Annotated in this window: 18 protein-coding genes; 4 read left to right on the top strand and 14 right to left on the bottom strand. The window is 69.9% G+C overall.

The genetic code is table 11. The features are described from left to right. The 6 genes from GZ998_RS00735 to GZ998_RS00755 form a co-directional block, all read right to left on the bottom strand. A partial coding sequence (locus GZ998_RS00735) for a putative quinol monooxygenase (protein ID WP_219108356.1) occupies positions 1 to 238 on the bottom strand: 238 nt, incomplete at its 3' end. Positions 239 to 399: 161 nt separating this feature from the next. Continuing rightward, positions 400 to 1011: a hypothetical protein gene (locus GZ998_RS00740; RefSeq protein ID WP_219108358.1), complete on the bottom strand. Its 612-nt coding sequence runs from the start codon at positions 1009 to 1011 to the stop codon at positions 400 to 402. 299 nt (positions 1012 to 1310) lie between these two features. After that, complete coding sequence (locus GZ998_RS12915) at positions 1311 to 1433, bottom strand: hypothetical protein (protein ID WP_257504883.1); 123 nt, start codon at positions 1431 to 1433, stop codon at positions 1311 to 1313. Between the two features lie 875 nt (positions 1434 to 2308). Further along, positions 2309 to 3709 (bottom strand): folate-binding protein YgfZ, encoded by a 1401-nt coding sequence (locus GZ998_RS00745; RefSeq protein WP_219108360.1) that lies wholly within the window; start codon positions 3707 to 3709, stop codon positions 2309 to 2311. Beyond that, positions 3709 to 4533, bottom strand: coding sequence for an FABP family protein (locus GZ998_RS00750; RefSeq protein ID WP_219108366.1), 825 nt, complete (start codon positions 4531 to 4533; stop codon positions 3709 to 3711). Before GZ998_RS00750 ends, GZ998_RS00745 begins: the two co-directional genes overlap by 1 nt. A 46-nt stretch (positions 4534 to 4579) precedes the next feature. After that, positions 4580 to 5452: a tellurium resistance protein TerC gene (locus GZ998_RS00755; RefSeq protein WP_308807127.1), complete on the bottom strand. Its 873-nt coding sequence runs from the start codon at positions 5450 to 5452 to the stop codon at positions 4580 to 4582. Between the two features lie 131 nt (positions 5453 to 5583). Between GZ998_RS00755 and GZ998_RS00760 the strand changes: the two genes are divergently transcribed. After that, entirely contained in the window at positions 5584 to 6252 is a 669-nt protein-coding gene (locus GZ998_RS00760; protein ID WP_219108370.1) for a response regulator transcription factor, read from the top strand. A gap of 36 nt (positions 6253 to 6288) precedes the next feature. Here the strand turns inward: GZ998_RS00760 and GZ998_RS00765 are convergent, their stop codons facing one another. Next, positions 6289 to 7719 (bottom strand): multidrug effflux MFS transporter, encoded by a 1431-nt coding sequence (locus GZ998_RS00765; RefSeq protein WP_219108371.1) that lies wholly within the window; start codon positions 7717 to 7719, stop codon positions 6289 to 6291. Between the two features lie 242 nt (positions 7720 to 7961). Here GZ998_RS00765 and GZ998_RS00770 point away from each other — a divergent pair, with 242 nt between their 5' ends. After that, on the top strand, positions 7962 to 9077 hold the full coding sequence (locus GZ998_RS00770; protein ID WP_219108373.1) for a phosphodiester glycosidase family protein: 1116 nt from the start codon (positions 7962 to 7964) through the stop codon (positions 9075 to 9077). A gap of 1 nt (position 9078) precedes the next feature. Beyond that, the gene (locus GZ998_RS00775) at positions 9079 to 10287 is read left to right on the top strand and encodes a bifunctional glycosyltransferase family 2/GtrA family protein (protein WP_219108375.1); all 1209 of its coding nucleotides are present in this window, start codon (positions 9079 to 9081) and stop codon (positions 10285 to 10287) included. Positions 10288 to 10484: 197 nt separating this feature from the next. Here the strand turns inward: GZ998_RS00775 and GZ998_RS00780 are convergent, their stop codons facing one another. From GZ998_RS00780 to GZ998_RS00810, 7 genes are all read right to left on the bottom strand, one after another. After that, entirely contained in the window at positions 10485 to 13400 is a 2916-nt protein-coding gene (locus GZ998_RS00780; RefSeq protein ID WP_219108377.1) for an FtsX-like permease family protein, read from the bottom strand. Beyond that, positions 13397 to 14137, bottom strand: a complete 741-nt coding sequence (locus GZ998_RS00785; RefSeq protein WP_219108379.1) for an ABC transporter ATP-binding protein — start codon at positions 14135 to 14137, stop codon at positions 13397 to 13399. Before GZ998_RS00785 ends, GZ998_RS00780 begins: the two co-directional genes overlap by 4 nt. Beyond that, positions 14137 to 14838 carry a PadR family transcriptional regulator gene (locus GZ998_RS00790; RefSeq protein WP_219108381.1) on the bottom strand — a complete coding sequence of 234 codons (702 nt, stop codon included), beginning with the start codon at positions 14836 to 14838 and terminating at the stop codon, positions 14137 to 14139. The genes GZ998_RS00785 and GZ998_RS00790 overlap by 1 nt, the downstream gene beginning before the upstream one ends. A gap of 806 nt (positions 14839 to 15644) precedes the next feature. Then, positions 15645 to 16406 (bottom strand): anaerobic ribonucleoside-triphosphate reductase activating protein, encoded by a 762-nt coding sequence (locus GZ998_RS00795; RefSeq protein ID WP_162678979.1) that lies wholly within the window; start codon positions 16404 to 16406, stop codon positions 15645 to 15647. Then, complete coding sequence (locus GZ998_RS00800; RefSeq protein ID WP_162678980.1) at positions 16399 to 16635, bottom strand: peptidylprolyl isomerase; 237 nt, start codon at positions 16633 to 16635, stop codon at positions 16399 to 16401. The genes GZ998_RS00795 and GZ998_RS00800 overlap by 8 nt, the downstream gene beginning before the upstream one ends. Positions 16636 to 16840: 205 nt before the next feature. Then, complete coding sequence (locus GZ998_RS00805; RefSeq protein WP_161924929.1) at positions 16841 to 17107, bottom strand: type II toxin-antitoxin system RelE/ParE family toxin; 267 nt, start codon at positions 17105 to 17107, stop codon at positions 16841 to 16843. Between the two features lie 32 nt (positions 17108 to 17139). Then, positions 17140 to 19089 carry a ribonucleoside triphosphate reductase gene (locus tag GZ998_RS00810; RefSeq protein ID WP_374939133.1) on the bottom strand — a complete coding sequence of 650 codons (1950 nt, stop codon included), beginning with the start codon at positions 19087 to 19089 and terminating at the stop codon, positions 17140 to 17142. Positions 19090 to 19714: 625 nt separating this feature from the next. Between GZ998_RS00810 and GZ998_RS00815 the strand changes: the two genes are divergently transcribed. Next, the gene (locus GZ998_RS00815) at positions 19715 to 20275 is read left to right on the top strand and encodes a serine acetyltransferase (protein ID WP_219108383.1); all 561 of its coding nucleotides are present in this window, start codon (positions 19715 to 19717) and stop codon (positions 20273 to 20275) included. The last annotated feature ends 6 nt before the right edge of the window (positions 20276 to 20281 follow it).

Genomic DNA, 20281 nt, shown 5'->3' on the forward strand with positions numbered 1-20281 from the left:
CCTCAAGGCGCGCATTGAAGGGGCCGCCGTAGGGCATACCCAAGTGAGTCTGGAAGGCGTCCTCGTCGACGTAGGCCTCCATGACGAAGAACTTCGCGGGGTCGTCGCTGTGGCGGTAGACGTCGAAGACGCGGTTGCCGGGCTCGCTGCGGACCTTCTCGGCGAAGTCGCAGATCATCTGGGCGACCTCGTCCTCGTAACCGGGTTTGGCGGTGAACTGTGAGTGCAGAATCTTCATGGCTCCTCCTCAGGGCGCATGGGATGCGTTGCGCCGATTCTATGGTGCGCATCACGTTCACGGTAGGGCCGACGGAGATGCGCAGGCATGCAAACGCGTATTGCGCACCGGGGTGCGTCATACTGCCATCTGAGTCGCGCACCGGAGATCGTCGTCCGCCCTCAGCCTCGGGTACGACGTCGCAGGCCGTGAAGCATGCCGTGCGTCATGAACCGCGCGACCGGACGTATAGTCCGCAGCATTCGTCGGGCGGCCGGCGTTTGGGGCACGTACCGCTCGCGCACCGTAAGGCGGCAGGAATGCAGTCCCGTCGAGGTGAGGACGAACGCCCACGTGAAGTCGAATTCCATCTCATTGCCCACGGGGGCGCTTCCACCCTCACTGGACAGGATGAGGCAGCGCTCCGGCTCCAGGCGGGCAACAACGAGGGAGATGTTCTCCGCCAGGTCCACCGAGTCACCCACTGTCAGGTTCTGCCACGCCGGGTTGATCGCATCAGTACTGGAGATGCCCACACCGACGAGCTGACACAGCGCATCGAAGGAGTAGAAACCGCCACGCCCGTAGCCCATCTGGACCAGCCAGGGCCATACGTCAGCCACGGGCGCCTGTAGCACCGTCTCATGCGTCTCAACGATCTCGGCGTCGGGCAGGAGCTCGTCCCCGGGCAGGGGCTCGGCAGCATCGCCGCGCGGGTGCAGGCGTCCGTTCACATAGGCGACACCAGCTGCCCCTAGGGCGATGGACACAATCCAGCGGCTGCGCTCGCTCATGGGTTCACCCTCCCACAGGGACAACATTCCCACAAGGACCACAACGCCAAGTCATGGCGGGCACCGCACACTCGAACTCCGCGGCCGTGCTCGGCTGGCGGCTGCAGGCCCGGAGACCCTTCGCACCCTGGTGCAAGCTTTTGCCCTCTGGTACGAGCTTTTGCGCCCTGGTGTGCAGCAAATTGGCGTACACCAGGGTACAAAAGCTCGCAGTAGGCGGGGCGCCAGGCGCCACGCAAACCGCTCTAAACAGCTCCGTCGGCTCGGACGGCCGATTCTCAGCTCTCAGGCGGCGATCCTCAGTTGGTGGCCTGGGCCATCGCGGTAGCAAACTCGCCGGATCCCGACGAGCTGACGGGCTCATTGTCGTCAATGGTGATGGACTCGGTGATGTCCGTTCCGTCCTTGGCCTGAGCCAGCACATTGGCGTTTGAGGTGCCAAAGACGCTGGCACCGTCAATCTCGGCCGTCTTGCTGAACGGGAGTGCCTCATCACCAAGTTGCTCCTGGCTGATGTTGCCGTTGGCGTCCAGAGCGGTCAGCGTGATGCCTGCGAGGGTTGCTGTGTCGCTGGTGACCTCAAAACGATCATGTGCCTACCCGCGTCGTATCCAGCGGCAACATCGGACTCCTCAGTGGCCTCCTCGGAGGTAACCGACGCTTCCGTCACACTCGTTGAGCCTCCACCGGCAGTGCTTGAGGAGTCCGCGGAGCCTGAGGAGCCGCATGCGGAAAGCGCAAGGGCAGCGACAGCCCCATGATTCCCGGTGCGAAAACCCGGCGCGGCATGGCAGTCAGGGCAGCGAGTCTCCTATGAATCAGGACTGCGAGGACGAGCCGAAATACGCCACCCCCGCTTGCAAAACGGGCTGAGCGCGCAGTCGCCAGGTTGAGCATCGGCCCGCGTCGTACGGCAGTCGCACGTCATCGGACCCGGCGCACGCTTAACAAATCTACCGCCGACCACAAACCGCATGATTCTGCGGATTCACACACTAGTCGCAGGCCACCCGGAGAGCTCCTGCGTGCGGCGAGACCTCCGGCGCACGCAGGAGCAATTCGAGCGGAGCCTGGCGCGCCCAGATGAATCCCGTAATTCCGCATCATCTCAACGAAAATCCCTGATCGGCGGAATTCCCGCCACCAGCGTAAGCGTGCGGCACCTATCGCGCGGGTTCCGCCTCGAAGGACGACGAGCGTGCCCACTCGCGCCCCTGTTACTCGACCGCGGCCACAAGCACGAGACAGTCGGCGCAGCAAGCCCCGCCGCCACTTCTACCGATCTCGGCGGTTATAGCTACCGAACTCGGCGAGGGGAGAGGGAGGTGCCGCGCAGGTCGGCGCCGGGGCGCTCGGCGGGGCTCGCCTGGGCCCGCCCCTCGGGGGAGACCAGGGGCTCCTGAGCGGCGTCCACCCGCGCGACAACCACGGGTTCAGCCCTCCCCGCAGAAGCCCCGGAGTGTGTCGCCGCCGGAGCGTCCGCCAGTTCCCCCGCGCCGGGGCCGCCGGACACTGCTGCCACACCTGCGGCTCCCGCGGCCCCGGCCGCCGCAGTCGCGACCTCCTCCGCATTCGCGTCGGGGTCATCGGCGTCGGTGATCTCCACGGTCAGCGGCGCGTCCGCGGGTACGCCCCGGCGCAGCAGCGCCAGCGCCACGGGGCCGAAGTCGACATGCCTGGCCACGGAGGTCACGGCGCCGACGACCCGCTCACCCAGGCGTACGTTCGCGCCCGGTGCCGGCAGTTGCCCGGTGAAGCCGTCCAATTGCAGGACCGTCAGGCGGCGCGGCGGACGGCCCAGGTTGAGGGTGCGGGCGACGGTCTCCTGTCCCGGGTAGCAGCCCTTATTCAAGTGCACAGCGGTGCGCAGCCAGTCCAGCTCGTGCGGGATCGTGCGCGCATCCACCTCGCGTCCCCACCGCGGCCGTCCGGCCTCCACGCGCAGCGCCTCCCAGGCCAGCGAGCCGGCCAGACGCCGCCCGGCTAAACCCGGCCCGCGGCCACTCCCGTCGGCGTCACCAGTAGTGTCGGCGCCACCACTGGCAGCGGCAGCCTCGCCACTAACGAACGCATCCGCAACGGCTCCGACCGCGTCGGCCTGCACCAGCACCCAGGTGGCCCGGTAGCCCGCGCCGGGGTGCGTGCCCTCCACGCCGACGTCATAGCTGGTGCCGCCCTCGACCACGCCCGGCCAGGGATCGCGCCAGGTCGCCACGTGTGCACCCGCGGCCCGGGCGGCCTCCTCCAGGGCCGCGCCGCCCGTGCCGAGCGCAGCCAGCACGGCCACATCCTCCCGCAAGGCCACCTCAACGCGCAGCATGAAACGCATGGACTCCAGGAAATCCACTAGCGCCCGCCCACGGCCGGCCTCGGTGACCAGCAGCAGCAGCTTGCCGTCGTCTACACAGGCCAGGGCATGAGTGATATGCCCCTGGGCGTCCAGCAGCAGCGCCTCCGCCCCACCATCTCCGGGCGTCAGTCGGCTCAGCTCCTGGCTGGACAAAGTGCTCAACCAGCTCAGGCGGTCGGGACCGGACACGGCAACGACGTCCCGGGCCAGGGCGGTGGCGGCGCGGCCGGCAAGCAGCGCGTTCTGCTCCCGCAGGGGGTCTTCGTACCGGGCCGGTACCGCAGCATCCAGGTCGGTCGCGGGGCTGGCGACGGCGTCGGTGCGGGACAGCAGAGGACTGCGGCGCATCAGACGGAGGCCCCCGTGGTCGGCGACTGAGTGTCGGTCGGCGGTGGTGCGTCCTGCACCGCGGAAGAGCCCCCGGCTGCGACCGCCCCGGCTGCGACCGCCTCGGCGGCGCGCGTAGCCTCGTCGGCGGCGATGGCCTCGCGCAGGGCAGCACCGGGGTCGGTCTCCCCCGCCTCCTCCACCCGGCCCAGGCGACCGGAGGCGTAGGACTGCGCCTCCTCCTGGCCAAATGCAGCCATGTCCTGGGTCCACAGGAGCTCCCCGCCCACCAGGCCGAACATGCGACTCATTTCCGTCACGGAGGCAGCGGTGCGAGTGCGGCCCACCGCCTGGGTGCCCACCTGGGCGCGCGGCCCCTGAATCCAGCCCTCCCACACGCCGACGTGTCCGGCCGGATCGGCGGAGACCAGCTCCAGGGAGGTGATCGGGGTCTTCGAGGCGGGGCTGGACGCCCCACCGCCACTGCCGGCCTCTCCGCCGCCGGCCTCTCCGCCGTCATCGGCCGCCTCCGGCATCTCCTGGCCGACCGGCCGCCAGAACGTGGTCTCGGTGGACCAGACCTGCGCGGGGGTCAGGCGTGAGGCTCCCTCCAGCCCGGGCATCTCGAAGTCGAGGTCCTGGCTACGGGTGGCGTCCACGGTCCAGATGGTGGTGGTCTGCCGCAGGTAGGGGCCACCGTCGTGGTCGAAGGTCATCTCCTGGTAGACGGCCTGCTCGGGGACGGTCTCCCCGTAGGTGAGGATGCCGTAGCCACGCCAGGTACCCACCAGCCACGCCAGCGGGTACAGCTCGGGAGAAAGGTCGTCGGGAATCGTGAACGCCATGGGTGCAGGGTACGGCCCGGGCGCCGGGGCCGCTACGGCGCCGCGGTCAGCCCGCGATGAAACCGCCCATGATCCGCGCGATGGCGTACACGGGAGCCCCCAGGGACAGGATCGGAACAATCGCGCTAGCCACTGCGGCCCGACCGCCGGGAACCCAGCGATGAGTCCACAGCACCCGGTTGGATACCGCCATGAGTACTCCGGCTACGAATCCCGCCACCAGGCAGGCTGCGGCCGACTGCAGCGCCGGCTCCGCCCCCACGTGACTGGCACCAAAGAAGCCGACCATGGCCAGTGCTCCGCCGGAGGCACCCGCAACCAGGGCGGGCAGGGTGAAGGTGAGTACCTCCAGCACGGTGGCGCGGACATTCAGGGTGGTCAGCAGGGCGCCGGTGAACAGGGCGAGCGTGCAGGGCACGATGACGGCGGGGTCGGCGATCCCACTGCGCAGGGCGCACCAGCCGGCACCGGAGATCATGACCAGGTTGCCAGTGACCGTGGAGGAGAGGTCCTCCACCAGGTGCGGACGGCCGTCCCTGCGCGCCATCTGCGCAAGAAAGGCCGCCGGCACGCTGAAGGCCATAACCACGCCGGCCATGCCGAAATCGTTGGTGATGGCCACCAGCACCGCCGCACACAGGCCGGTCAGCGTGATCACGGCGGTGGCATCCTGATCGTGCCGGGTACGCACCAGCGCCGGCCACCCCTGGCCGGTCAGTGGCACCAGCAGGACTACCACGATCAGCCGCACCCACGCGGGCAGGGCCGCGGAGATGGCCAGGAGCACGGGGACCACGGAGGCCACCGCCAGCCGCGTCCAGGCCGGGTCCACCAGCCCCACCTCGATGGGGCGGTTGCCGCCGCGACGGGTCCCGAAGCTGCCGGGGTCCACCATGCCGGGCACATCCTGCGTGTTCACGGTCGCATCGTCCCACACCTGTGACCGGCACACGTAGTCGGGCAACATAATCCGCTCGTGTAATCCGTTCGCAAATGCGAGTGTGGTTGACTCGGCCCCAGGGTCCACCGGACCGGAAGGAGGCGGCAGCCGTGCGCATCATCATGTTCACCCGTGAGGACGATGCCACCGCCGTCCTCCCCGCAGTCTCCTTCTTGGAGCACCAGGTCGAGTGCTTGGAGCCGGTGCCGTCCTCCTACGCCGCCGTGGGCGCGGCCGACGTGGTCATGGTCGACGCGCGTGAGGACCTGATGCGGGCCCGTGCCCTGTGCCAGCTGCTGTCCGGCCCGATGGACTGCGGACCGATCATTCTGGTGCTGGAGGAGGGCGGCGCCGCCGCCGTCCAGCCGGACTGGGGGGCCTCCGACTTCGTCATGGCGCAGGCCTCACCCGCCGAGCTGGGCGCCAGGCTGCGGCTGGTGCGCGTGCGCGAGTCCGGGCCCGAGCCGATCGCCGATGACCGGATCGAGGCCGGCGACCTGGTCATCGACACCACCGCCTACACCGCCCGCATCCGCGGCACGCTGCTGGACCTGACCTACAAGGAGTTCGAGCTGCTCAAGGCGCTCGCCCTCAATCAGGGGCGGGTGCTGACCCGCCAGGCGCTGCTGGACGAGGTGTGGGGCGAGGACTACATCGGCGGCTCACGCACCGTGGACGTGCACGTGCGTCGGCTACGGGCCAAGCTCGGCACCGAGTACGACCACCTGATCGGCACCGTCCGCAACGTCGGCTACCGCCTGGACACCTCCGAGGAGTAGCAGGGACGACGCCGACGTGCGCTCGCCGGAAGGCCGTCAGGCCTCAGCTGCCCGCGTAGCGGGCTCGGCGACGGCGCCCGCGGAGGCGGGCACGGCGTCGTCGGCGTCCCGGTCGGCCTGCGGAAGCTGGTCGCGGCCGAGCCTGGCGGCCCGCCTAGCCGCGGCCTCTGCGCGCAGGCGCTCCTTCTCGCCGCGGTCACGCACCCCGAAGGCGCCGAGCACGTTTGCCGCCAGGGCCACGGCCACGATCGTCACCCCGAAGGCGACCCCGGAGGCCTGGCCGGTCAGCCCCACCAGTGGGCTGGCGATGCCGCCGAAGACGAACTGCACGAAGCCCAGCAGCGCCGAGCCGGTGCCGGCCCAGCGGCCGGTGCGTCCAAGCGCCACCGCCGGCAGGTTGCCCATGCAGGTGCCCAGCGCCATCACGTGGATGATGAACAGGGCGACGGTGGCGACCGTGAGCGCAGTGGAGGACACGGGCCCGGTCAGGCGCGTCAGGCAGACCGCGGCGAAGACGAGGTCCACCACGAGGATGCCGATCAGCCCCAGGCGGATCTGCCGCTCCGGCGAGACCCGCCTGGCGAGCGAGCCGCAGGCGGCCACGGTGAGCGTCACCGTCAGGCCGCAGGCGGCAAAGACGGCGGTGTATGCGGCCGTACTCATGCCGAGCACGCCCTGCAGCATGAATGGGGCGGCGGACAGGTAGGAGGTCAGCAGCGCGTAGACGAGCGCGTTGATACCGATCAGGCGGATGAACACGTGATCCTTGGCGAGCGCACGGGTGCCGTCCACGAGCACACCGAAGCCGCCGTCGTGGCGCTGCTGCGCGGGCAGGGTCTCGGGCACCCAGGCGGCCACCAGCAGCACCAGGATGCCCTGGAAGGCGGCCACCACGCCGAGGATGCCGCGCCAGCCGACCGGACCGACCAGGGCGCCACCCAGGATCGGGGCGATGACGGGCGCAACGCCCTGGATCGACATCACCAGGCTCAGCGCCTGCGCGGCGGTGATGCCGCGGGAGCGGTCGGAGATGACGGCGCGGCCCAGCACCATGCCGGCGGCACCGCCGAGCCCCTGCAGGAAGCGCGCAATCAGCAGGAAGGCGGCGCTGGGCGCGAGCGCGGTGCCGACGCCGGCGACGAAGGCCAGCGCGCTGCCCCACAGCAGCAGGGGGCGGCGCCCGAAACGGTCGGAGAGCACACCGATGCTCAGCTGGCCCAGCGCCACCCCAACCAGGAAGGCGGTCAGCGTCAGCTGCGTGGTGGAGGCGGACACGCCCAGGTCGGCAGCCATCTGGTTGAAGGCCGGCAGGTAGGCGTCCATGGCCAGCGGGGCGACGGCCGCGAGCGCCGCCAGCGCCACCAGCAGGCTGGGGGCGAAGGAGGTGCGCAGGCCGGCTTCGGGTTCTGGAGTGCCCCCCTTCCCCTGCAAGGCAGAGGCGGGTCCGGTCGAAGGGGAGGTGGTCATGGACCGAGATTATGAAACCGTGAGTCGTGAAGTCACGCATGCCGGGTGCGTGAGATCTTGCACCCGCTGCACCTGTGGGGCTCAGCGCGAGGCTCAGTGGAGAAGCGGCCGGGGGCACCCGCGTGCGCATCCGGTCTCCGCTCAGCCAACCAGGGACTCCGACGCGCGCGGCCACCGGATTCACAGGGGCCCCATACCCGGGTTCCGGGCGGCGCACACCCAGGCCCGCGAGGGTTGTGGGCATGTCCAATGCTTCGCTCCCTGAATCCGGTACCGCACAAGACGACACCCGGGCGCCGGGCGGCAGTCTGGGCGTCGCGTCACCAGATCGGCTGCCCGCACCCCGGGCTTCGCGTCCCGGGACGCCGGCCTGTGGACCCACGGCACAACCCGCCTTCGAGCCCGCGGCGCCCCGCCGTCACTCCCGACGGCGCGTCCTCCTGGGCAGTGGCACCCTGCTGGGCGCGGGAGCGGTCAGCACGGCGCTGTGGGCGCTGAACCGGTTCGTCATTGACCATGTGGAGGTCGACGATGTGGCCGCCTACGAGGCCGCCAACTCCTCCGTCTCCTCGACGTCCTCCGCCACAGCGGCCACCGACGTCGCCGTCACCGACAACTCCTACACCTCCTCGCTGACCTCAATCGGCATTGAGCAGGTCACCACCGGCTCCGGAGACGACACGGTCACCTACTACGTCGCCGACGTCAGGGTGTCCGACGCCACCGCCCTGCGCAGCGCCTTCGCCAACAACGCCTACGGCACCAATATCACCGCCGTGCCCTCCACCATGGCCACCGAGCACGGCGCCGTGCTGGCGATCAACGGCGACTACTACGGCTTCCGCTCCGACGGCATCTTGATCCGCAACGGCGTCGTCTACCGGGACGAGGGTGTGCGCGACGGCATGGCCTTCTACACCGACGGCCGCGTCGAGGTCTACGACGAGACCAGCACCGACGCCGGTGCGCTCCTGGCGGCGGGCGTGTGGAACACCCTGTCCTTCGGGCCGGCCCTGGTGCAGGGCGGCGCCGTGCTGGCCGGCATCGACGCCGTGGAGGTGGACACCAACGTCGGCAACCACTCCATCCAGGGCACCCAGCCGCGTACGGCGCTGGGCGCCGTCGCGGACGGGCACTACGTGGTCGTCGTCGTCGACGGGCGCGACCAGGGCTACTCGCGCGGGGTCACGATGACCGAGCTGGCGCAGATCATGGCGGGCCTGGGCTGCGATTGCGCGTACAACCTCGACGGCGGCGGCTCCTCGACGCTGTGGTTCAACGGCCAGGTGGTCAACCGGCCGTCCAACGGCGGGGAGCGGGAGACCTCCGACATCCTCTACATCGCACAGGGGGCTTGAGATGAGCACGCAGACACGACCCAGCACTGGTTCCTTCCCGCAGCGCCGACTGCGGCCCGAGGCCGCGGCCCAGCCAGTGACTACCCGCGCGCCGGACCGCACGGCAGGATCGGCCGGGGCGGATGAGGCCGGCCGCCGCAGCGGGCCTGCGTCCGGCCCGGGGGTGCGGTGGGCGTCGACGTCGGGCCGCCCCGCCCGCGTGGGGCTGGTCATCCTCATGCCCGCCTACCAGCCCGACGGTCGGCTGGTGGAGTTGGTGAGCGAGCTGGTGCGGGAGCTGCCCGGGTGCCGGGTGCTCGTCGTCGACGACGGCTCCGGGCCTCAGTACGCGCAGGTGTTCCGGGAGGCGAGTGCGCGCGGGGCCGAGGTCGTCGGGTATGAGTCCAACCGGGGCAAGGGTGCGGCGCTGCGCACGGGGCTGACTCAGCTGGCCGAGCTGTGGCCGGGGGCGGACGTGGTGTGCGCGGACGCCGACGGGCAGCACCGGCCCGCCGACATCGCGGCAGTGGCACGCCGGGTGCGCGCCACCGGGCATATGACGCTGGGGGTGCGGCGCCTGACCGGGCCGGTGCCCCTGCGCAGCCGGATCGGCAATGCCGTAACCTCGCTGGCCTTTCGACTGAGCACGGGCTGGCGCCTGGGCGACACCCAGACGGGCCTGCGCGGCTACCCGGCCGGGCAGACCGCCTGGCTGGCGGAGGTGCCCGGGGACCGGTACGAGTACGAGCTCAGCGTGCTACTGCGGGCCCACGAGCTCGGGCTGGAGGTGGAGGAGGTGGAGATCGCGACGGTGTACGAGCCGGGCAACGCGTCCAGCCACTTCCGGCCGCTACGGGACTCGGCGCGTGTCTATGCGCCAATGCTGGGTTTCCTCGGGGCGAGCCTGGTGTGCTTCGGCATCGACTGGGTCGGGGTGGTGGCGCTGCACGCAATGACCGGCAACCTGCTGGCGAGCGTGGTAGGGGCGCGGCTGGTGTCCGGGACCGTGAACTTCGTGATGAATCGGCGGGTATTCCACGCGGCGCCCGGCACCGTTTGCCGTACGGCGGTGCGGTACGTGGCGCTCGCGCTGGTGCTACTCGCCGCCAGCTACATGCTGCTGCGGGTGCTGACCGGGATCGGGGTGCCGCTGGGTCTGGCCAAGCTGCTCGGCGACGGGGCGCTGTACGCCGCAAGCTACGTGATCCAGCGGCGGGCAGTGTTCCGGTAGAAGCGGTGTGGCGGTCGCCGCGATGCGCACGCGCGCCCAGACGCACCGACGCCAGCCCCCAGATGGTCGCCACGCCACGACGTTGCACGACCCCGGGCCACGTTCCACGACCCTGGTGCACGTTCCACGACCCCCGGGTGGTCGTGGAACACACCCCAAGGTCGTGCAATGTCCCCAAGGTCGTGGAACGAGACGAGCTATTCGTCGCGGGAGCGCTCCAAGCGACGGGGCGGGCGGCCCATTAGCCAGGCGACACCCACACCCACCGCGACGAACCCGGCCAGGCCCGCCAGCTGCCAGCCCCATACGCCCTCCAGGTGCAGCCAGGGTCCATCGATGGCCACGTGCCGGTTCCAGACCACCAGGTACGCGGCCCCCACCCAGCCGCACACCGCCCCGGCGGGCACACCGAGCGCCAGTACGACGGCGGCATGCGCTGCGGTGAGCCGCCGCAGGAACCGCGGCGAGGCCCCCACCGCGTGCATGGTGACCAGGTCACCGCGCAGCTGGGTGCGGGCGAGCAGCAGACTCACCACCAGTGAGAACAGGGCCAACGCCACCAGTACGGCCAGGACGGCGAAGTCTGCCATGCCGCCCCAAGGCGGCAGATCCGGGTCGGTCCCTACGGTCACCAGGTCGGTGTGTTCTTCAACTACCCGCCTGGCAGTGGCGGCCTCCGCCGCGGTCAGCGGCCGCGACAGCTGCACCATCTCGCCCACGTATATCGGCGCATCGGTGCCGGTCAGCCCCAGTTCGGCGGCGGTTGCGGGCGAGACCGTGATGGAGGAGGTCATCCGCGGCAGGAAGTAGGCGTGCCGGGTCTGCGTGTGCTTGATGGTGATAGAACCTGCGCTGTAGTCCATGAGGCCTACACGCACCGTACCGTCGTCATCAATCCAGGTGGCGTTGTTGACCACCACCCCGCCCGCCTCCAGGACCTGCGCGGCATCCCGCGCCCCGTCCAGACCAGTGGCGCGCAGCGCCTGCCCTTCCATTACGAAGACATCGTCTCCTATCATCCAGGGGGCCGTGATACCCGGGTTGTAGCCCTGGCCCTCAGGCACACAAGTCACCGTATCCGCCAGTCCCAGGGATGCGGCCACGTCCGGCTCGGTGAACTCGGGGCAGCGGGCGCCGGCCGGCGGTTCGACTCTGAGGGTGTGCGACACGACCTCCGTACGAAAGTCCATCGCGCGAACCGGCACGGATCCGGTGACGGGCAGGCCTGCGTCCTGCAGCACGCTTACGGCGTCGGCCAGGACGGCGGCGTCGAAGTCCTCCGACACCGGTACGCGCGGCCCCAGCGCGAGGCGCCCGGGCGCAACCAGAACCGCGGAGGTGTCGTTGTAGTTGGCGGCGGACGAGGCGACATACACCGTCTGTCCGCAGGCCAGCGCGACCACGACGCCGATCGCCCCTACCACCGGCAGGGCACGCCCCCGGTGAGCGGCGGCGTCTCGGGCGGCCAGGCGCAGCGCCAGCGGCCCCTTGGCCAGCACCGCGATTGCGGCGTCGAGCGCAACCGGGGCCAACACGATCAGCCCCACCGCCCCCAGTAGCAGGGCCGCCACCAGCAGGGGTACGGCCGCACCTCCCGGCAACATGCCGGTTGCCGGCGGCACCTCCTCGGGAACGGCAACGGGCAGGGGCGCGCGCAGCGAGGCGAGGCCGCAGCCGATCGCCGCCGCCAGCAAAATCGCGCCGCCAAGCAGACGCCACCTGCGGCTGCGACGCGGCCGACGCCTTTCCGCAACCGCGGGCGGGCGGGAGTGCTTAAGCGCCTCGACCGGTTCCATGCGCGCCACCCGTCGGGCGGGGGCAAGTGTGGCCAGCCAGCCGGCCAAGGCGGCGCCCCCGACGGCAAGCACCGGCAACCACCCCGGCAGCCCCGCGAGCGCCTGCACCTCGGGTTCGAAGATGCGGTAGGCCGCCCAGGCGGCGACGAGTCCGCCACCGGCGCCGAGCGCTCCGCCCAGGCAGCCGATGGCGGCCCCCTGCAGCGTGATCGTGCGGGCCAGCTGTCGCGGTGCGGCGCCGGTGGCCGAGGCGAGGGCCAGGGTGCGGCGCTGCTGCTCGGCGGCGACCACGAAGGCGGGGGTGACCAGCCCCAGTAGCAGGCCCGCGGCGGCGGTGCAGGCGATCACGGTCATCACCAGGGCGGTGGCCAGGTAGTCGTCGCTGAGTGCGACCGGATACAGCTCGGAGGCGTCCGGGTAGTTGGTGAGCACGTGGCGGGATACGGCGAACGCCATCTCGCCGTTGAGCTGCTTGGTGGTCTCCCAGGTGACCGGGTCCGGGCCGATGACCAGGAAGTGGGTGTCGACGCCGGCCGGGTCGTCCTGCACCGCCGGCGCCAGCCAGGCCGGAAGCGCCCAGGCGCGGGCGGCATCGTCATCGACCAGGCCGCTGACCCGGTAGGTGCGCAGGGAGTCCTGCTGGACCTCAGCAATGCGTCCGTTGGTGGAGTACCAGCCGTCGAATGGCGGGGCGATCAGGGCGATCGTCTCGCCGACCTGCACACCGGTGCGGTCGGCCAGGGCGGTGGTGATGACGACGTCGGCGGTGTCAGTCGGGGCGGTGCCGGCGGTCAGCGGAGGCAGCAGGACATCCAGGCCCTCGGCGTCGGCCTCGCGCAGGGTGAAGGTGCCGATTGCGCCGAAGTCCGCGCCCCGCAGGTCCCCCGCCGTGGCCGGCGTGGTCGAGCCCGGCTCAGCGTCGGGGTCGGCCAGGGCGAGCAGGTTCTCCGAGTCCCAGAACTGCAGGACCCGGTCGCGCTCGGGTAGGTAGGCGGCCAGTTCGTCCGCGGTCAGGGGCACGGTCTCCGGCGAGTCCATCCACGGTCCGGGGGCGCCCTCGGGCACCTGCTGGAACGGGGCCTCGGCCGGGTCGACGGCGGTGCCGGTGACGACGGCCTGGGCGCCGTCGGGGATGGAGGCCAGGGCGGCCTGCTGGGTGGGCGGCGTGGACAGCCGCGTCCCCAGAAAACCGACAATCAGTACCAGCGGCGCGGCCACCAGCAGAATCGCCAGCAGGCTGCGGGCCTTGTGGGACAGCGCATCGCGCACGGCCAGGCGGACCACGGGGCGCAGGGCGCGCAGTCGGGCGGCGTTCACCGCCCCTCCCCCGGTGCGGACAGAAGCTCGTCGACGTCGGCGGGGTCGGATGCGCCCACCAGGCGGCCGTCGCGCAGGAAGACCGTGCGGTCGGCCCAGGCGGCGAAGCGGGGCTCGTGAGTGACCATGAGGACAGCGACGCCGTCGTCGGCGCGTTCCCGCAGGACACCGATGACGGCGGTGCCGGTAGCGGAGTCGAGTGCGCCCGTGGGTTCGTCGGCGAGCAGCAGGCGCCGCGGTCCGACGATGGCGCGGGCAATGGCGGCGCGCTGGGCCTGGCCGCCGGACATGTCGTCGGGCAGGCGGTCGGCCAGGTCGGACAGGCCGACCTGTTCCAGCGCGGTCAGTGCGGCCGCCAGGGCGCGGCGGGTGGGCCAGCCGTCGAGCTCCAGGGGGAAGGCGACGTTCTCGGCGGCCGTCAGGGAGGGCAGGAGGTTGAAGTCCTGAAAGACGAAGCCAATGGCGCGGCGGCGCACCTCGGCCAGGGCGGCGCGGTCCAGGCCCGCCAGGTCCCGGCCCGCGATGATCACCCGCCCGCTGGTGGGGCTGTCCAGGGCGCCGGCAAGATTCAGGAGGGTCGATTTGCCGGAACCGGATGGCCCCATGACGGCGACGAATTCGCCGGGCGCGACCGTGAGGTCAACGGCCTCGAGGGCGGTGACGGCACGGGCGCCGGTGCCGTGGATCCGGCCGACACCGCGGAGCTCAAGTACGGGCGACAGGGCGTCTTCGCGCATCACGACCGCCGCCCCTCGGCGGCGGCGCGGGCGAGCCGACCCTCGGCGTCGTCGAGCCAGCGCAGCTCTGCCTCGACGGTGAACACGTGATGGTCCAGGACCAGGGCGGTGGCCAGGTCCTCGTCCCCGGCGGCGCGGCGGGCGCGGTTGATCTCGTGGAGGACGGTTTGCGTGGCCTGGCGCTGCTGCTGGATCAGTGCGGCCACGTCGACGTCCGGGGAGGCGGTGGCGAGCGCGAGCTTGATGACGAGCTCGTCGCGTTCGGGGGCGCGGCGGGCCACCGGGCTGGCCCACCAGCGGGCGAGTTCCTCTCGGCCGACGTCGGTCAGGGTCCAGGCAGCCACGTCCCGGCTGGCGGTGGGCAGCGTCTGCGTTTTGGATGAGGCGGTTGCGGGGGCCGCGGCTGCGGCGACGGGCTCGGCACTGGGGTTGTGTGACGTGGAGTGCGCCGTTGCCGCCGGGGCGGACGTGGACGCGGCGGAAGCGGTTGCGGAGCCCGGCGCGCCGGAGCCACTCGCGGGCCGACCTGGGTCGAGGCGGGTCACCAGGCCGTCGCGTTCGAGGCGCGCCAACGTGGTGGCGACCTGGCCAATGTTGAGGGGCCAGGTAGTGCCTGTAGCGGACTCGAAGTCCTTGCGCAGCTGGTAGGTGCCTGCAGGGCCGCGGGCGAGTAGGGCGAGCAGGGCGTGTTTTACGGCCATTCCGGTCTCCTGAGCCGTGGGGGGACGGCAACCAGCGGTAGTTACCGAGTAATGCTTACTCGGTAAGGCTATCTTCTCGACGCATCGCGCTCAAGCACACGGTGAGGCAACGCCCGAGTGGCCAGTGGACGACCACTCGCAGAGGAAGACAGAGGGACAGGCGGAGGGACTCTGTCACTGGATGCACCACTTTCCCTGCTCCGCCGACCCGCCTCAGACGCACCAGGCGCGAGATCATGCTGTTCGGCGCTTCGCCGACTGCGGCCGACGCGAGAAAGTGGTGCAATTAGTGACAGCTACGGACAGCTACGCCCCCACGCCCCCTGCCGTGCGGGCCTCACCAGCCCGGCCTCGTAGGCGGCGATCACCAGTTGCGCCGAGACCGGACGCCCCTCCGTCAATGCCAGCTTTTGCGCGAGAACGCGGGTTGTTGCGCGTCCGAGGCACGCATTGCCGCTCCGGGTCGGACACGCCCTCGCCAAACAGGCTCACCCTGGTACTCCGCCGGACGACTTCCACGACCTCGGGCCGCACTCCACGACCCCCGTGCGCGTTGCACGACCCCAGGAAGGTCGTGCAACACACCCCAAGGTCGTGCAATACCCCCAGGGTCGTGGAACGTGGATCGGGGACCGGCCCGCCAGCACAGCTCGCGCCGCCCAGTACTGGCACGTCACCCGTGCCGATCTCGGCGGGAGCCGACTGTAGGCCACCAGGCTGACCGACCTCGGCACGTAATTGCTACCGGTCTCGGCGTGTTACAAATGCCGGTCTCGGCGGGAGAGGAAGCGAGGGGCGGCTGGGCGTCAGGCGGGGCGGTAGGTGAAGCGGTCCCAGCCGAGGGCCTCGATCTGGGCGGCCATGCGCTCGCACTCGGCGTCCCAGCCGGGCGCGGACACGGCGAAGTCGCCGGTCGTGCCCTCACCGCGGGCCTGCTGGAGGGCGTAGACGCGGGCGCCGGCGTCATGCACGCGGCGAGCAACCTCAACAGCGTCGGCGGCGGTGACATCCCCGGGGACAACGGTGGTGCGCACCTCGAAGTCGACCCCCTTGCCGCCGACGGCCGCATCCACCAGCACCTGCAGGCTCTCCCAAGCCTTGGCGGCGGAGTTGGGGCGGCCGACCACGGCGTCGTAGTGCCCTGGCAGCGCCTTGATGTCGAGGCCCACCCAGTCGGCCAGCCCGCGCCGCACCATGTCGCGCAGGCGGCCCGGATAGGGGCCGGCGGTGTGCAGGCCCACCTGGAAGCCCATTTCCTTGACCTCGGCGGCGGCGTCGGCGAGGGCGTCCTGGCGCAGCGCCTCCCCACCGGTGAGGACGACGCCGTCGAGCAGGCCGCGCCGGCGGGCGAGCAGGGAACGGACCGCGTCCCAGGCGACCACGCCGGGAGTGCGCGTGGGTATGAGGTCCTGGTTATGGCAGTAGAAGCAGTTCCAGGGGCACCCCTGCATGAAGACGGTCGCGACCAGATGGTCGGGCCAGTCGACGGTGGACATGGGCACGAGTCCGGCGATCTGCAGGTCGTCGGCGGGGCGGTGCGCGACGCCCTTCTTGAGAGTCTCAGTCATCGAGTCCGAGGCTCGCTGCGATCTCATCGAGGCGGCGCGTCCTGATCTCACCGCGCCTGGCCGCCTCCGCCTCGGCCTTCAGCGTGTACGCGTACTCCAAGTCATCGATGTAGGACTCAACGGCCTCACGCACATAGAACGTTGCCGGGCGTCCGGTCCGACTCCCCAGGTCATCGAGCCGACGCTTGAGCTCCTCCGGCAGCCGCACGCTCAGAACTGCTGTAGACATGTTTACAGCATAGGAGCCGACCTTCGCTTCCGACAAGCCCAGCCCATATGGCGAGGAGCGACCGTCTTCACATGACGAACCGGCCGTCTCCCAGCCCACATGGCGAGGAACTCAGGGCTCCCTAGACCGAGCGCCGGGGCCCCACCGCCGAAACGGCGGACGCCCCGGCGCCTCTGCGGCCAAGTCGCGAACGGTCCCGGCGATCTCACCGATAGACCGTGGAGCGATGACCGATATCGATCGCGAGGATCACGCAACGCTCATCCTGGACGTCGATGATCACCCGGTAATCCCCGACCCGGAGCCGGAATTGTCCCTTAAGCGGGCCGGTCATCGGCTTCAGGAAGCTCCTCGGCTCGTCAGCCTCCTGGACCTCTCGCAGCTTGCCGACCACACGCGCCTGAACGCTGCGATCGAGTCGGCGCAGCGAATTCTCGGCGCGAGGAGTCAACTCAACGATCCAGTCCGCCACCTACCCCTCCTGCTCCGTTGGAGACCCGGCCCTCAGGCGCTGATGGAGGTCAGGCGTGAGGTGGTGGTGCCGTGGGCGCCAGCGGCAGCCTCGGTGAACATCTGCCGCTCCATGTACTCGCCCTTCTTGCCGATGTTGAAGGACTTCACGGGGCGGAAGTAACCCATGACGCGGGTCCACACCTCGCACTCGACCGGCTCGGCGTCGGGGTGCAGCTCGGCGCACTTGGGGCAGGTGAAGTGCTCACCGGCCAGGTAGCCGTGGGTCGGGCAGATCGAGAAGGTCGGGGTGATGGTGATGTAAGGGGTGCGGAAGGCAGTCAGCGAGCGGCGCACCAGCTCCTTGCAGGCCTGCGCCGAGGAGATGTGCTCGTTCATGTACAGGTGCAGCACCGTGCCGCCGGTGTACTTGGTCTGCAGCTCCTCCTGCATCTCCTGCGCCTCGAAGGGGTCGTCGGTGTAGCCGACGGGCAGCTGGGAGGAGTTGGTGTAGTACGGGTTGGAGTCGGTGCCGGCCTGGAGGATGTCGGGGTAGCGCTTGCGGTCCTCCTTGGCAAACCGGTAGGTGGTGCCCTCGGCGGGGGTGGCCTCCAAGTTGTACAGGTGGCCGGTGGCCTCCTGGATCTCGACCATGCGTCCGCGGACGTGATCGAGGATGCGCACGCACATGGCGTGACCGCGGGGGTCGGTCAGGTCGTAGGCGTCGTGCGTGAAGTTACGGACCATCTCATTCATGCCGTTGACGCCGATGGTGGAGAAGTGGTTGTCCAGCGTGCCGAGCCAGCGCTTGGTGAAGGGGAACAGGCCGGTGTCGATGTGGTGCTGGATCACGGTGCGCTTGAGCTCCAGGGTCTGCGAGGCAATGTCGATGAGGCGGTCCAGGGCCGCCACCAGGGCCTCCTCGTCGCCGGTGTGCAGGTAGCCCAGGCGGGCCATGTTCACGGTGACCACGCCGACGGAGCCGGTCTGCTCGGCCGAGCCGAACAGGCCGTTGCCGCGCTTGAGCAGCTCGCGCAGGTCGAGCTGGAGGCGGCAGCACATGGAGCGGATCATGCCGGGGTCGAGCTCGGAGTTGATGAAGTTCTGGAAGTAGGGCAGGCCGTACTTCGCGGTCATGGTGAACAGCCGGTCGGCGTTGGGGCTGTCCCAGTCGAAGTCCTTGGTGATGTTGTAGGTGGGGATCGGGAAGGTGAAGACGCGGCCGTCGGCGTCGCCGGTGGTCATGACCTCCATGAAGGCGCGGTTGATCATGCCCATCTCCTCGGCGAGGTCGCCGTAGGTGAAGTCGCACAGCTCGTCGCCGATCAGCGGGTGCTCGTCAGCCAGGTCCGCCGGGCAGGTCCAGTCGAAGGTGAGGTTGGTGAAGGGCGTCTGGGTGCCCCAGCGGGAGGGGACGTTGAGGTTGAAGATGAGCTCCTGCATGCACTGGAGGACCTCGTCGTAGCTCATGTTGTCCAGGCGGACGAAGGGGGCCATGTAGGTGTCGAAGGAGGAGAAGGCCTGCGCGCCGGCCCACTCGTTCTGCAGGGTGCCCAGGAAGTTGACGATCTGGCCTACGGCGGAGGAGAAGTGCTTGGCGGGGCCGGAGGCGATCTTGCCGGGCACGCCGTTGAAGCCCTGCTGGAGGAGGTTCTTCAGCGACCAGCCGGCGCAGTAGCCGGCGAACATGTCCAGGTCGTGGATGTGGATGTCGCCGCTCCGGTGGGCGTCGCCGGCGACCTGCGGGTAGATCTGGCTGAGCCAGTAGTTGGCGATGACCTTGCCGGAGGTGTTCAGGATCATTCCACCCAGGGAGTAGCCCTGGTTGGCGTTGGCGTTCACGCGCCAGTCGGAGCGGTCCAGGTACTCGGTGATGGTGGAGACGGCGTCCACCTGAGGGCGCGAGCCGTGGGCGACAGCGGAGTCGGCAGAGCCCCGGGCCACGAGCTCGGGGTGCGCGGCGGCCAGGTGAGCGGCGGACGGGGTCTGAGTGCTGTCGGACACGGGGGCCTCCAGTGCGGTGTAGATCTTCTTTGAAACCAGCAGGCCGGGCCGGGTCTCAAGGACCCGTCTCGGCGCCGCCAACAGCTTCGACACTACTCCAAGACACCCCTGGATGCGAGCAGGAACGACACCGATGTAACACATCATCTGGGAGAGTTACCCCCTGGCAACCACAACATGTTGTGGTCACAACCCGCACCACATCCGCACCGGCGGCACCATCAGGCGCGACTGCCGCGCCGCACACCTCCACTTCTTGTGGGTGGCGCAGCTCACACTTTTACGGGCGCGTACACGCGTGTCGCCCCATCGGGCGAGCCACACCAGCCCGCGCGGTCGCAGGTCGGGCCGAAAAGTGTCCAACTCTCGCCACTTTCACCCTGAACGAGCCAGGTCACCACCCAGACCGTCGTTGTTTACCCAGTTCAGGGGCTATTTGCCCGCGGCCCTGCAGGCTGCCATCCACCAAAGTGGCGAGAGATGGACACTTTTGGCCGATGACTCGCAGCCTCGTGCCTTCGACGCGCACCGGCGAACGGCGCCGCCACCCGCGACATGCGCGAGGCCGCGCAAGCGGATGCCGGTAGTCTTTGCGGTACCTGAACCATCCCTGAGGAGTTCCCGCATGACCGCCACAGCGCAACAGCTCTTCCGCTCAGACCTTTTTCGCTACTTCGGCCGCACCGACGCGCCGCTGACTGCGCGCCTCGGTGAGCGCAAGGTGCTGAGCTACCTGTGGGCCTTCCGGCACGCGCAGAGCACCAGCTCACCACCGCTGCAGAAGGCCTACCGGGCGGCATTAAGCCATCTGTCGGCGACGACCTTCATCCAGATTCCCTGGTCAACCAAGATTGGGCCCGGCTTCTATATTGGGCATCGCGGGCGCATTATCATCAACCCCGCCACGGTAATCGGCAGCAACTGCAACATCGCCACGGGTGTCACGATCGGAGCTATCCCCTCCGGCCGCCGCGCGGGCACACCCACCATCGGAGACCGGGTGTGGATCGGCACGAATGCGGTTATCGTCGGCGGGATCACCATCGGCGACGATGTACTGATCGCGCCCGGAGCGCTGGTCAACATCGATGTCCCCTCCGGTGCAACGGTTATCGGCAATCCCGGCGTCATCAAAGAGGGACGGCCCTGTCCGCCGGAGTACATGCAGAACCTGTGGATGGGATGACGCAGG

Source organism: Actinomyces sp. 594, assembly GCF_019325145.1.
In the GTDB taxonomy this organism is placed as follows: domain Bacteria; phylum Actinomycetota; class Actinomycetes; order Actinomycetales; family Actinomycetaceae; genus Actinomyces.